Raw genomic sequence first — 14623 nt, 5'->3', positions numbered from 1 at the left:
TTTAAAACAATCCATTAATAGTGCTATTTAAGATCCCATCTCTCACAATACTCAATAAATGCTTGAATCAACGGGCTTTGGTATTTCTCTTTATGGTAAACAAGTGAATATTGACGAGAGATCTCTAGTGGAACGGATAATGAAACCACTCGACCATCATCAATCGCATGTTTTGCTGAATGGTAAGAGAGTAAAGCTAAGCCTAAATTACAAGAGACAAAATTAATTAATGCTTGAGTATTTGTTAGTTCAAAGGCAATTGACCATTTGTGTAATTTGGGTGTTAAATTATTCATAAAATAGTCACGAGTTCCTGAACCGGACTCACGTAAAATCCAAGAGTGCTCTTCAATATCATTGAGAGTCATACTCTTTAATTTACTTAATGGATGCTCAGGGTGGCAAATAATACACATATCATCGGTTAACCAAGGAATGGTCATTAATTGGTTATTAGATACCGCTCCTTCAACTAAGCCTATATCCAATTTAAATTCACTAATATCTTGGCAGATGGCAGCGGTATTATTGATGATCACATCTTGATTTACGTGTCCCGTTTCAGAACGAAAATTTTGCAATAGATAAGGGATGATTTGATTGCCGATTGTATCACTGCAACCAATGTTTAATTTACCGACCAATTTATCTTGATCTAAAAAGAGAGATTCAATATCTAATGTTCGCTTTAGAAGCTCATCAGCCAAAGGCAATAATCGCTTACCATGGTGATTGATCAATAAACGGTTATTGTGACGATCAAAGAGCTTATGACCAATGTTTTTTTCTAGCTCGGTTAATGCCATGCTTACTGCTGGTTTTGAAAGGAAAAGCTTCTCTGATGCGGCGGTAATCGTCTTCTCTTTTGCTACCATGACAAAGACTTTAAGCTGTTTTAAGGCAATATTCATCGATTATCCCTATATATCCTTCAATAATTTTTAACTATAAGAAAGGACTGAACTTAATAATGTAATTAAACGTTAATATAGAAAGTATACCCTTCTTACTTGAAGTTGCTAGGTTGTTGGCGATATTCATTCGCCCCAATCATATAGAAAACCTACACTCATGGGGCCTCATTCATTTACCGCCTGCTAACAACGCTAATTATTTTAGGTATATATCCAAATTAATTGGAATTACAGCGACTATCTGTTCATATTTAGGTTAAATTTTCTTTAAAAGCTAATTACAAAGAAGTGAATATCGCTGAACGTTTTTCGAGCATAGAATACCCTCATTGAAGAAACAAACCCCCTTTTACTTAGAGCTTATTGAGGTTTCTTATTATGAAATATCTTAGCGGTATATTAATTACTTTCGTGATGGCATTAGCATCATCACAAATTTCACAAATTCCTATTTTTAAAGAGTATCAAATCAGTTCACTGGTTATCTGTATTATCATCGGTATGGTTATCGGTAATGTGTTTCCTAAAGCACTACCAAAAACTAGTCAAGTTGGTATCAAATTTAGCCAAGCAAAACTATTACGTTTAGGTATTATTCTTTATGGATTCTTTATCACTTTCCAACAAATTGTAGCGGTTGGCCTTTCTGGTTTAGTGGTAGATATCTTAATTATTTTGACAACCTTTATTGGTGGTACTTGGTTAGGTATGAAGGTCTTCAAATTAGACAGAGAAACCAGTATGTTAACGTCTGCAGGATCAGCAATTTGTGGTGCAGCAGCAATTTTAGCCGCAGAACCAATTTTAAAATCTAAGCCACACCAAACAGCCGTTGCCGTCGCAACTGTAGTTATCTTTGGTACCATTGCTATGTTTATCTACCCTGTGATTTATCATGCATTTGCAATTCCAGATGACACCATGGGGATCTTTACTGGTGCAACGATTCATGAAGTTGCGCAGGTCGTTGCAGCGGGTAACTCAATTAATCAAGATGTTGGTGTGACTTCAGTGATTGTCAAACTGACTCGCGTTATGTTACTGGCTCCGTTCTTAATTGGTTTAAGTGCTTACTTAGCGAAAAAATCACCAAATAGTGATGGAACTAAAGGTAAAATTACGATTCCTTGGTTTGCGGTATTCTTTGTTGTTGTTGCCGGTATTAATTCATTCAGTGTGATTCCACAGCCTATCGTTGATGTGCTAACAAAATGTTCAGTGTTCTTCCTAACCATGGCAATGGGCGCATTAGGTATCGACACTAATTTCAATAAAATTCGTGGTGTAGGTATTAAACCAATTTTACTGGCAATCATCCTATTTGCTTGGTTAATTTTTGGTGGCTACGGTCTAACTATCGGTGTTCAAAGTATCTTTGCTTAATATTTACTTAAGAGGAAATAATTATGTCGTATAAACATGTAATGGTTGCCATTGATTTAGGTAAACATGCGGAAGAGCTACTAAATAAAGCTGCAAATATAGCTAAAAATGAAAATGCACTATTGAGCGTTATCTATGTCGATTTAGACGTTGCTAACTTTTACTCTGGTCTATCAGATATTGATTTATCAAAGCGTGAAGATAATGTACATCATGAACTTATTAGTGAAATGCAAAGCTATATTATTGAGTTAGATTATCCTCTTTACCAACAAAAAATCGCTAAAGGTGATGTCGACAGTGAGTTGGAAAATGCAATAAAAGAGAATAATGTCGATATGTTAGTGATTGGTCACCATAAATCAAACATGCTGCATCAAATGTTTATTTCAGCGACTGAGCCTTTAATTCGAGATATGCCGTGTGATATCAGTTTAATTAAAGTGAACTAAAAGAGAAAGCACACAAAAATCAACACATTTAGATAACTTAGAATTCAATGATTTACCCTTTTGCCTCAACGTTTTCGTGTTTCATATGCTGGATATGACGCATGATTTCTTTGGGGCTTTTTTTATGTCTATTCATTTCATCTTTATTGATCTCATTAAGTTATTTACAGTCATTCCTCCTTGATAGACAATCTATACTCATATTTGAACGCCAAGGTGATGACGTGTTTTCTATTTATCATTCAAATCAATTAGATCTATTAAAATCCCTGCTTATAGAACTTATCCGTAGAGAACCGTTATCTCACCCGTTAGGTAATGAAGTTATTCTTGTTCAAAGCCCCGGTATGGCGCAGTGGTTGAAATTAGCATTAGCCAAAGAAATGGGGATTGCGGCCAATATTGAGTTTCCTCTCCCTGCCACCTTTATCTGGAATATGTTCACCGAAGTTTTACCTGAGATCCCAGAACGGAGTTTCTTTAATAAAGAATCGATGACCTGGAAATTAATGGAGATATTACCTAAATATTTAGAACAGCCTGAATTTGTTGCCTTGGCTAACTATCTTCATGATGCCGATGATGATGCAAAGCGTTATCAGTTGGCAGAGCAAATTGCCGATATTTTTGACCAATATTTAGTTTATCGTCCTGAATGGATTGATAATTGGGAACAGCAACATCCAGAACAACTGCCGTTAGATCTCGAAGCTGAGCAGCAGTGGCAGCCGATCCTTTGGCACGCACTTTATCAATATACTGATACCCTCGGACAGAAATTGGATCACCGTGCCAATCTTTACCAAAACTTTATTGATCAGTTGATGTTAAAACGTGATCATGGTGAAACGCTTCCTGAACGAATTTTTATCTTTGGTATCTCAGCGCTTCCTCCTCGTTATCTTGATGCACTAAAAGCATTGGGAGAGTGCATTGATGTTCATTTAATGTTTACTAACCCTTGTCGCTATTATTGGGGGGACATTAGAGACCAAAAGTATTTAGATAAATTGGCGGCAAAAGCGCGGAAAAAAGTGGTTTGGCAAGATAATCAAAGCCAGATAATCGGTTCAGAACCACAGTTAAAGAAGGGAGATAACCAAGTTGATCTCCATAATCAGCAAAGTGAACTGATTGGCAATAGTCTTTTAGCCTCGATGGGAAAATTAGGGCGAGATAACATTCAGCTTCTTTCTGAACTCGATGCTCAAGAGTTAGATGCGTTTGTTGATATTGAACAGAACTCGCTACTACACTCGATCCATTACGATATTTTAAATCTACAAGATCCCCCATCAATCAATGCCGCTTTGCAAACCGGTAATCAGGCATTATTAAGACGTGAAATAGTTAAAAATGATCGCTCGATCCAGATCCATCAATGCCACAGTCCAATGCGAGAAGTTGAAGTGTTGTACGACAATTTATTGGCACTGTTAGACAGTAATCCGGAGATAGAGCCTCGCGATATTTTGGTGATGGTAGCGAATATCGATCACTATAGTCCTGCGATCAGAGCGGTATTTTCGAATGCACCAAGTCACCGTTATATCCCTTTTGCCATTTCAGATCAGACCACCGAAGCCAGTAATCCGCTGTTAATCGCCTTTTTTAAACTACTAAATTTACCGAACCTGCGTTGTAGTGCACCAGAGTTATTGGAGCTATTAGAAGTGCCTGCGGTGATGGCGAAATTTAACTTTAGTGAAACTGAGTTTGTTAAAGCGCGAGAGTGGGTAGAGCAAGCTGGGATTCGTTGGGGACTTGATCAAGGGACTGCGGAGAGTTTTGATCTTCCAGCTCAAAAGCAGAATAGTTGGTTATTTGGCTTACAACGAATGTTATTGGGTTATGCATTACCGCAAGAGATTGGCTTATATCAAGGAATGAGCAGTTTTGAATCGGTACAGGGGTTGGATGCCGAAATTGCCGGAAAGTTAGCGGATTTTATTGAACAATTAATGACTAGCCGCGAAACTCTCGCAACAAAAATGAGCGCGAAACAGTGGCAAAGTGCGATTAATAATATGCTTGATCAGATGTTATTGGTGGATGGTGATGATGAATCGCTGTTATTTACGATTCGAGAAAAACTCCATCAGCTGGCTGAAACTATTACTGGTTCTGGTTACCAACAATCGATCTCTTTACCGATTATTCTTGATTACTTCCACGGAAAACTTGGACAAGCTAAAGTGAGCCAACGCTTCTTAGCAGGGCAGATAAATTTCTGTACCTTGATGCCGATGCGTTCTATTCCTTTTAAAGCGGTCTGTTTATTAGGAATGAATGATGGTGTGTATCCTCGAACCGTTGCCCCTGTTGGGTTTGATTTGATGGTGAATCGAGGGAAAGCCGGCGATCGCTCTCGTCGAGATGACGACCGTTATCTGTTTTTAGAAGCGATGTTAGCGGCACAAGACTATTTCTATATTAGTTATATTGGTCGTTCAATCCAAGATAACAGCGAAAAAGTCCCATCAGTATTGGTGACAGAGTTATTAGAATACTGCCAACATTCATTTTATCTTCAAGGCGATCGAGAGTTAGAGATTGAACAAGCGGGTGATAAATTATTGGATGAGATCTCAACCAGCCATAGTTTAACCCCTTACAGTCGAGACTCTTTTTTGCACGGCAGTTATGCACAAGAGTGGTTGCCTGTCGCTTTAGGTGAAGGCGAGCAATCCGATCCTTTTTATCACAGTGCACTATCACAACAAGAGCTCAATTTTGAGACGATCGATTTGGTCGAGCTACAACGTTTTTGGCGCTTACCCGTACAGTATTTTTTTAATCGTCGTTTAAAGATCTATTTTGATAATCAACAGAATGAATTGATAGACGCTGAACCTTTTTCTCTCGATCAGTTAGAAGGTTACTGGCTTCGTAATGAGTTGTTAGTTTCCCTTTTAGGACAAAAAGATCGTATCAAGATTGAAAATGATATTTACCAGCAACATGTCGCTGCAGGCACGTTACCTATTGGCTCATTTTCACAACTCGCTCTGGAACAGGAGTTGAAAAAAGTGTCGCCTCTACTTGAGCGATTAGAGCCTCTTTGTCACTCTCCAAAAGAGGATTTAGAAGTGAGGGTTGAACTGCAAATAGAACATGATGATCAAATCCAACTCGTTACCTTAGAAGGCTGGTTAACTGGGCATTTTTCCGATGGTTTAGTACGTTCTCGAGTCGGGAATATTCGCGGTCAAGATCTGTTATCTGGCTGGATTGATCACTTAATGCTTTACGCTTGTTATTCTGAAAGTGAATTAGCAACCCGAGTGATAGGTAAAGACAAGTGTTACCGTTTCGATCCTATTGGCTCTGAACAAGCTAAATCGATATTAACTGAGTTAGTGACCGAAATGATTAAAGGTCATTCAGCGCCACTCGCTTACTTGCCAAAAACCGCTTTTGCTGGAATAACACAACATTATGATAAGCATGGAAATTGGTTAGATGATGAAAAGACGATCATCAAGGTACAAAAGAAGATGCAAGATACCTTTAATCCGAGCTATTTGTCAGAGGGTGAAGGAAGTAATAGCTATATCCAACGTGTGTGGCCAGAGTTTGATCAAAGTTGTTATCAGCAAGTATTAGCGTATGGTATTACGCTAATCAAACCGATGTATGAGTGGGCGAAGCTAGAGAAATAATTGCTCTTTATACCCTTCTTACTTGAAGTTGCTAGGTTGTTGGCTACGCTCATTCGCCCCAATCATATAGTACATCTATACTCATGGGGCCTCATTCACTTGCCGCCGACTAGCAACGCCAATTACTTTGGGTATAGATTCCCATTGTTTATTTAAATTTAAGGAGATATAGATGACCCCAACTCAACTTAATCCAATGACTTTTCCTCTTTATGGTACCCGTTTAATTGAAGCATCTGCGGGAACGGGAAAAACCTTTACTATCGCCAGCCTCTATCTTCGCCTGTTATTGGGACATGGTGATCCTATTGCTGAAGAAGATACTAAACATCAGGTTCCTTTAACGGTTGATCAAATTCTGGTTGTGACCTTTACCGAAGCGGCAACCGAAGAGTTAAGGGATCGTATTCGTGCTCGTATTCATCAAATGCGAATTGCACTGCAGAAGCAATCGAGTCACGATGGTCTCATTACTCAGTTGATGGGGTTAATTGATGATCCCAAAGAGGCTATTTCGATTCTGTTACAAGCTGAACGTCAAATGGATGAGGCTGCGATTTATACCATTCACGGCTTTTGTCAGCGAATGTTAACTCAGAATGCATTTGAGTCAGGAAGCCTATTTAATAATGAGTTTATTACCGATGAGTTGCAAATTCGTCAATTAGTTGCCGCGGATTATTGGCGAAAAAATTTCTATGAACTCTCTCCTGATATAGCGCGTTTAGTGACTCAATGTTGGCAGCACCCCAATGCACTGTTAGCGGATATTAATCGTTATATTTCAGGCGCAGAAATAGCGGTCAAAGCCCCTAGTTTAGATCAAGGATTAACTGCTTTTGTCGCTGAGCAACTCAAAAAAATAACGCAATTAAAGCAGCAATGGAAACAAGCTAGAGGTGAGTTTGTTGATCTATTTGCGGACTCAAAAATTAATCGCCGAAGCTATAGTAAAACCACGCTACCAAAATGGTTAACCGCAGTTGATGAGTGGGCAGACGAAGAGACAGTTAACTTTCAACTTCCCGATAAGTTAGCTAAGTTTGGTCAAGATGAGTTGCGAGAGAAATCAGACTTTGATGCCGCGCCTGAACACACTGTTTTTCAAAAAATTGATCAGTTATATAAAGAACCCCCAGAAATTAAGTCTGCGCTACAAGCCGATGCGATCGCTCAATGTCGTCAACAGTTAATTAAAGCCAAGCAACGTCAAGGTTGGCTCTCCTTTGATGATTTACTGACTCAGTTATCTTGCGCCTTATTACAAGACAGTGATGATCTACTCGCTAATAAGATCCGAGAGCTATTTCCTGTTGCGATGATCGATGAATTCCAAGATACCGATCCAATGCAGTACGCGATTTTTAGTACTATTTATCAGGGGAGTAGTGAGTCTGGACTATTTATGATCGGTGATCCAAAACAAGCGATTTATGGCTTCCGAGGTGCAGATATTTTTACCTATATGGCCGCTAGAAACAGTGTTGCAGCTCATTACACATTAGGAACCAATTGGCGTTCCAGTGAAGATATGGTCAATGCGGTCAATGCATTGTTTCAATTTGCCGATTCTCCTTTTATCTATGATCAAGATATTCCTTTTTATCCTGTTAATCCTAACCCAAAAGCAAATGGCCTATCATGGGCGCTCGATGGTCAAAGGCAACCGGCATTAACCTTATGGCATGATGATCGACAACAAGATCTGATTAGCAAAGGGGATTATCAGGTTATCATGGCCAATGCTACAGTCTCTAAAATCCAGCAGTTATTAGAAAAATCAGAGCAAGGTGAAGCTTATTTAGCGAAACAGAAAGAGGATGGCGAACAACGAACCAAAATTGAGCCGAGTAATATCGCAGTCTTAGTTCGAACCGGCAGCGAAGGGCAGTTAATTAAACGCTTATTAGCGAAGCAGGGAGTGGCCAGTGTCTATCTATCTAACCGTGAGAGTGTCTTTTCACAACCTATTGCTCAAGATCTCTATCGTCTATTGATGGCGGTGATGACACCAGAAAATGAACGATTATTGCGAAGTGCTTTAGCTTCAACGCTGTTTGGACTCTCAGCGGAGCAGCTCGATCAACTTAATATCGATGAATTTAAGTGGGAGTTGGTGGTTGCCGAGTTTAATGATTACCAACAGTTACTGCAAAAGCGTGGTGTGATGCCAATGTTGCGTGCAGTATTAGCACGTCGCGAAATTGCAGAGCGCTTATTGATGGAGACATCAGGTGAACGTATTGTGACCGATTTGCTTCATGTCGGAGAACTATTACAGCAGGCGAGCCAAGAACTTGATAGCCATTTAGCGTTAGTTCGTTGGTTAAGTGAAAAAATCAGCACTCCAAATGGTAATGCAGAAGATCAGCAAGTACGTTTAGAGTCTGAGCGTAATCTGGTACAAATTGTCACTATCCATAAATCGAAAGGGTTAGAGTATGACTTAGTCTTCTTGCCTTTTGCTTGTAATGCGAGAAAGAGTGAAACACCGCTTTATCACAATCCAAATGAAGGGACAGTCCTTGATTATATCCAGCAAGATGATGCCTTAGTTGCAGCAGAAAGGGAACGATTAGCTGAAGATCTCCGTTTGATTTATGTGGCGTTAACCCGTGCAGTTTATGGTTGTTTTATTGGTATGGCACCGATTCGAGATGGCAGGAAAGCCAAAGGTGATAGCGGCGTCCACCTTTCTGCGATGGGGTGGTTAATTCAAAATGGTGAAGCGGGTGATGCGGCACTACTTTCTAGTCGATTAAACAAGTTCGTTTCTGAACACTCTCAAGTTGCAATATCTCAACCAGAACAAGTGATTGAACGTATCTATTGTGAGCCAGAAATGGAGAGTGAACCTATTTCGGCACTCTCTTTACAACGTCAGATCGCTAATAACTGGTGGATTACGAGTTACAGTGGATTAGTTAAGCAAGGACACAATAAAGATGCCTCTTTTGAAATTGGTAAGTTAGATATTGAAGATCAAAGTAATGATGCTGCACTTCAGTCGAAAAATACAGATCCAGCGAACCTTGATCAAAGCCATGTTGATCAAAATAACGAACTGTCGATTTTCACCTTTCCAAAAGGGGCAAAGCCGGGAACCTTTTTACATTCACTATTCGAAGAGATCGAGTTCACCGACAGTGAGCACCATCAAGATATTATCGCCAATTTAATGGAACGAGATAATATTGACCCAAAGTGGCTGCCAATTTTAGTGCAACTGGTTAGTGATACCTTAGCAAAATCTCTCGATGGAGAGGCGTTAACTCTCTCTTCGATTGGTAAAAAGCAACGTTTGACTGAAATGGAGTTTGTTTTTCCAATTAGCCAACTGTCATCTTCGATGCTCAATAAGGTGATTGCAGAGCATGATCCGTTATCAAGAGGGGCTGGAGAGTTAAAGTTTCATTTGGTGAGTGGGATGCTGAAAGGTTTTATCGATCTGATCTTTGAGTATCAAGGTCGTTATTATATTCTTGATTGGAAGTCGAACTGGTTAGGTGAAGAAAAAGCGGATTATAGCCAGCAAGCAATGAGAGCCGCCATGAGCGATCACCGTTACGATTTTCAATATCAGATTTATGCATTGGCACTGCATCGCTTCTTACAACAACGAATTAAAAATTACGACTATCAGCAACATTTTGGTGGTGTTTACTATCTATTCTTACGTGGTATTGAGCAGCAGAGTGACAACGGAATTTTTTATACTAAACCTTCTTTTGAGCTGCTTGAAAAACTCGATCAAGTGATGTCTGGACAACATTATCCTAATGACTTAGCGACTCAACAATCACGTTCTACAAAGCAAGATAACAATACAATTCAACAGGGAGAGTCATAATGAGAGAGTTAATTAAGTTATGGCATCAATATCAAATGATTCGTCCATTGGATTATCAGTTTAGCCAATTTATTGCTCAAACTGTTGAGAATGAATCTAAAAAAAATCGAGATATTGTCGCTCTCTGTTCGATGTTAGTCAGTGTTGAGTTGGGTGGCGGACATGTCTGCTTAGAGTTAGCGAACTTACTCCAGCATCCACTATTGCAACCCGTCGCCTTAGATCGATTAGCTGAACAAGATGGCTTATTTGCTAATGATTGTTCTGACATTAACGAAAGTAAAAATGGCGAGCCAGCAGAGCAGATTAACCCACTTAAACAGCAATTAAACTATTTGGCCTATGATGATCTAATTGCTTGTTTAACCTCGAGCGCCGCAGTGAGTGATGGTTCTCAAGCGACACCGTTAGTCCTTAGAGCTGGAAAGTTATACCTTTATCGTTATTGGCTTTATGAACAGCAAGTGGCAGAAAAACTCAATAGTATGAGTCAACCTCAAACTATTACCGCTTCAGCAAGAGCTCGTTTAGATCAGCTATTTGCTCGTCAATATAACTACCTGCTTTCTGCTTTAGAGAGGAGTGTTAAAGACGCTGAGCCGGATATAACCACAGAAAAGGTGGCTTTATCCCATCAGGCGATTGTTTGCGATCTTTTAGATATTACTCAACCTGATGCCATTGATTGGCAAGCGGTCAATCAAGCTTTATTGGCCGCAGAAACAGCGTCAGATTTAGCGGTTTTAGATCAGTTAATCCCTCTTGAATATTGTTTGAACTGGCAGAAAACCGCGGCTGCGGTGGCGCTCTCTCGTCAATTTTCAGTGATATCTGGTGGCCCGGGAACAGGCAAAACAACCACGGTTGCCAAGTTACTGGCAGCATTGGTGACACAAGCTGAAGAACAGCATCAGCGTCTATTAATTAAGCTGGTGGCTCCAACAGGAAAAGCGGCGGCTAGATTGACAGAGTCGATCGGTAGTGCGATTCATTCTTTAGCCATTGATGATGAGATCAAACAGTTAATTCCGACTCAAGCCAGTACATTACATCGTCTGTTAGGGGCAATTCCTGGGCAAGTTGATTTTCGTCATAATCAACATAATCCGTTACATTTGGATCTGCTTATTGTCGATGAGGCATCGATGATTGATCTGCCTATGATGACCCGATTACTGCTCGCTATGCCTTCTGATGCGAAATTGATTTTATTGGGCGATCGAGATCAGTTAGCCTCCGTTGAGGCAGGAGCCGTACTCGGTGATATTTGTGCTTTTATTGCTGAAAGCTATAGTTTGGAACAACGGAAGACGTTACAGCAGTTAACTGGATTCAATTATGATGATTCAATTGAGCAACAACAGAAAAAATCACCAACATTAAAGCAACCTGAAGGTAGCTTAACTAGCTTAACGGAAAATGCAGCGATTAGAGATAGCTTATGTCTATTACGTAAAAGCTATCGTTTTCATGCCAATTCGGGTGTTGGGTCGTTAGCGAGAGCGATTAACAGTGGTCGAGTATCAGAAGTAAAAAGAGTCTGGTTACAAGGCTTTAAAGATATTGAGCTACACCCATTAAGTGATGAGAATTATCAACAATTACTGATACAGGCAGCGGATCTCTATCAAAATTATCTCACTTTAATTCAACAACAGGCTCAACCGGCAGCGATTCTTAAATCTTTTGCTGAACAGCGTGTCTTATGTGCGGTACGTGAAGGGGATTTTGGTGTTGATGGAATCAATCATAAAGTTGAAAAAGAGCTGATAAAACGGAAACTAATTGAGCGAGATCCTGCTACTTGGTATCAAGGACGCCCTATTATGATCACCAAAAATGATCACGGTTTAGGACTTTATAATGGCGATATTGGGATTACTTTTCTCGATCCAAATACTCAGCGTTTACGGGTGTTTTTTGATCTGCCAGATGGATCGATTCGTGCGGTATTACCGAGCCGACTTCCTGAGCATCAAACCGTATTTGCTATGACGATCCACAAATCTCAAGGTTCTGAGTTTGATAATACCTTAATGCTACTACCGCCTACGTATTTGCCTGTGATTACACGAGAGTTAATTTATACGGGTGTAACTCGTGCGAAATTCCGTTTAGATCTTTATGGACATCAACCTGTGATTGAACGTGGTGTAAAAAATCAAACCCAAAGGGCAAGTGGTTTGGTTGAGCTATTAATTTAAATATAACCCATTATACTTGAGGCGACTAAACTATTGGCTATACAAGAGAAGTTAGGATTTTTATAGAATGTTTGTGACTAAAGAAAAAAGAGAGATTAAAGCGGCCATTTTTGATATGGATGGCTTGCTGCTTGATACAGAACGACTCTGTAAAGAAATTTTTGCTCAAGCGTGTGAAGCGATAAATATTCCTTTTTTAGAAGAGGTTTATCTCAGTATCATTGGTAAGAATGGCCAAGGGGTGAAAGAGGGCTTAATTGCAGGTTATCAAGCTCAATATCGTCAAGATTTTGATTACCAAGAAATTCATTTAGAGTGGGAGAAGCGTTACCATAGTGTGACTCATCATCAAGCCATCGATGTTAAAGAGGGGGTTGTTGAGTTGTTAGAATGGTTACAGTCTCAAGATATACGTCTTGCTGTTGCGACTTCTTCCCCTAAGAAGACGGCTCAGATCAAGTTAGAGTTGTCAGGATTAGCAGGCTATTTTGATGTGTTAACAACAGGAGATGAAGTCACTCATAGTAAACCTAATCCTGAGATCTATTTATTAGCTGCATCGCGTCTTAATATTGATCCGCAGTATTGTATTGCATTTGAAGACTCAAATAATGGCATCAGATCGTGTGTAGCAGCACAAATGGATGCTTATCAGATCCCTGATTTGGTTTCTCCAACGGAAGAGATTAAGCAGTTAGGGCACCATATTTACCCTTCACTGCATCAAGTTTTACAGAGTTTTAAATTAGTCAATTAAACAGCAAGTGCGAGCAACTTTGAGCGGCGTTGATAATTATACATCTGCTGCTTTTGCGCGGGTAATTGCTCAACATTGATCTCTTGGAACCCTTGCTCTCTAAACCAATGGATCGTCTGGGTGGTTAACACAAATATCTTATGAACACCTTGCGATTTCGCTTGTTGCCTTAAACGTTCAAGTAAGATCACACCGCGATCGGCATCTCGGTAATCGGGGTGTACAGCAACACATGCCATCTCTGCCATTTTTTCATCATGGAAGTAATGCAGAGTGGCACAGCCGATGATCAAACCATCTTTCTCTATTATTGTAAATTTAGGGATCTCTTGTTCAAGCTGTTCACGAGAGCGGCGAACAAGAATACCTTGTTGCTCTAATGGCTGGATTAGACTCAATATTCCACCCACATCATTGATATTGGCAGCACGAACCTGTTCGGCACTCTCCATAACCACTTGAGTACCAATCCCTTCATAACTGAATAGCTCTTGGATTATTGCTCCATCAATTTTGTAACTTAATAGGTGACAACGAGGAACCCCAGCACGACAGGCTGCAATCGCACCACGAAGAAAACGGCTGGTGGTTGAATACTCAGCTTGATTAAGCTGAAATAGTAACTGCTCAGCTTCATGGGGTAGTAGTTCTGAGTGAAGTTGTTTCTCATGATCGAGAACCCCTTGTTCTGCACAAAAGCCGATAATTTTATCTGCTTTAAGTTTAATGGCGAGCTGGGTGGCAATCTCTTCGGAGGTTAAATTAAAACATTCACCGGTGACAGAGCTGGCTATCGGTCCTAATAATACAATTGCTTGCTGCTCTAATTGACGATTGATCCCTTCAATATCAATGCGACGAATCCGTCCACTATGGCAAAAATCAACCCCATCACTGATACCTAATGGCTGAGCAATGATAAAGTTACCACTAATAACATTAATTTGAGATCCTGCTGTAGAGGTGTTGTTTAAGCCCATTGATAGTCGGGCAGTGATGTCTAGCTGAAGTTGACCTGCAGCTTGTTTTGCTAACTCAAGTGCATAACTATCTGTTACACGAATACCACGATGATACGGTGTTTCATGATTGTGTCTCACTAAGTTTTGATTGATCTGTGGTCGTGCACCATAAACCAAAACCAGACGAATCCCTAAACTATTTAAGATAGATATATCATTAATAATTCGGCTAAAATTACTATCGCTAGTTAACTCACCATCTAAGATAATAATAAATGTTTTATCTCTATGAGCATTTAGGTAAGGGGTTGATTGGCGAAATCCCTTCACTAAGGCTGTACTACGCAGTCTCAAATCAACATCTCCTGTTTTGTTTTAACTTACAATAATTGTGACTAAATATTCCTTTATATTGACTAATTATTCCAAGTTTTTCAAT

8 protein-coding genes are annotated in these 14623 nt (G+C 39.8%); 6 read left to right on the top strand and 2 right to left on the bottom strand.

What is annotated here, in order from left to right; all coding sequences use genetic code 11:
- Positions 1-23: 23 nt before the first annotated feature.
- Positions 24-911, bottom strand: coding sequence for a LysR substrate-binding domain-containing protein (locus tag L0B53_RS04775; protein ID WP_235061024.1), 888 nt, complete (start codon positions 909-911; stop codon positions 24-26).
- A 381-nt stretch (positions 912-1292) separates the two neighbouring features.
- Between L0B53_RS04775 and L0B53_RS04770 the strand changes: the two genes are divergently transcribed.
- From L0B53_RS04770 to L0B53_RS04745, 6 genes are all read left to right on the top strand, one after another.
- Complete coding sequence (locus L0B53_RS04770) at positions 1293-2297, top strand: YeiH family protein (RefSeq protein WP_235061023.1); 1005 nt, start codon at positions 1293-1295, stop codon at positions 2295-2297.
- Positions 2298-2320: 23 nt separating this feature from the next.
- Positions 2321-2749, top strand: coding sequence for a universal stress protein (locus tag L0B53_RS04765; protein ID WP_235061022.1), 429 nt, complete (start codon positions 2321-2323; stop codon positions 2747-2749).
- 224 nt (positions 2750-2973) lie between these two features.
- Entirely contained in the window at positions 2974-6411 is a 3438-nt protein-coding gene (recC, locus tag L0B53_RS04760; protein ID WP_235061021.1) for an exodeoxyribonuclease V subunit gamma, read from the top strand.
- A 172-nt stretch (positions 6412-6583) separates the two neighbouring features.
- Positions 6584-10261, top strand: coding sequence for an exodeoxyribonuclease V subunit beta (gene recB, locus L0B53_RS04755; RefSeq protein WP_235061020.1), 3678 nt, complete (start codon positions 6584-6586; stop codon positions 10259-10261).
- A complete protein-coding gene (gene recD, locus L0B53_RS04750; protein WP_235061019.1) occupies positions 10261-12465 on the top strand; it encodes an exodeoxyribonuclease V subunit alpha in 2205 nt (734 codons plus the stop codon). The genes recB and recD overlap by 1 nt, the downstream gene beginning before the upstream one ends.
- A gap of 67 nt (positions 12466-12532) precedes the next feature.
- Positions 12533-13222, top strand: a complete 690-nt coding sequence (locus tag L0B53_RS04745; RefSeq protein ID WP_235061018.1) for an HAD family phosphatase — start codon at positions 12533-12535, stop codon at positions 13220-13222.
- On the opposite strand, the gene argA is transcribed toward L0B53_RS04745, so the two are convergent.
- Complete coding sequence (argA, locus tag L0B53_RS04740) at positions 13219-14538, bottom strand: amino-acid N-acetyltransferase (RefSeq protein ID WP_235061017.1); 1320 nt, start codon at positions 14536-14538, stop codon at positions 13219-13221. The genes L0B53_RS04745 and argA overlap by 4 nt on opposite strands.
- Positions 14539-14623 lie beyond the last annotated feature (85 nt).

Origin of the sequence: Vibrio sp. SS-MA-C1-2 (assembly GCF_021513135.1) — a bacterium.
Lineage (GTDB): Bacteria > Pseudomonadota > Gammaproteobacteria > Enterobacterales > Vibrionaceae.
Note: the sequence above shows the minus strand (reverse complement) of the source record. Positions and strands in the feature narration are given on the sequence as shown.

What these genes read in the sequence shown, in the direction of transcription:
- L0B53_RS04775 (WP_235061024.1), bottom strand. Translation starts at nt 911, where the DNA reads ATGAATATTGCCTTAAAACAGCTTAAAGTCTTTGTCATGGTAGCAAAA.
- L0B53_RS04770 (WP_235061023.1), top strand. Translation starts at nt 1,293, where the DNA reads ATGAAATATCTTAGCGGTATATTAATTACTTTCGTGATGGCATTAGCA.
- L0B53_RS04765 (WP_235061022.1), top strand. Translation starts at nt 2,321, where the DNA reads ATGTCGTATAAACATGTAATGGTTGCCATTGATTTAGGTAAACATGCG.
- recB (WP_235061020.1), top strand. Translation starts at nt 6,584, where the DNA reads ATGACCCCAACTCAACTTAATCCAATGACTTTTCCTCTTTATGGTACC.
- recD (WP_235061019.1), top strand. Translation starts at nt 10,261, where the DNA reads ATGAGAGAGTTAATTAAGTTATGGCATCAATATCAAATGATTCGTCCA.
- L0B53_RS04745 (WP_235061018.1), top strand. Translation starts at nt 12,533, where the DNA reads ATGTTTGTGACTAAAGAAAAAAGAGAGATTAAAGCGGCCATTTTTGAT.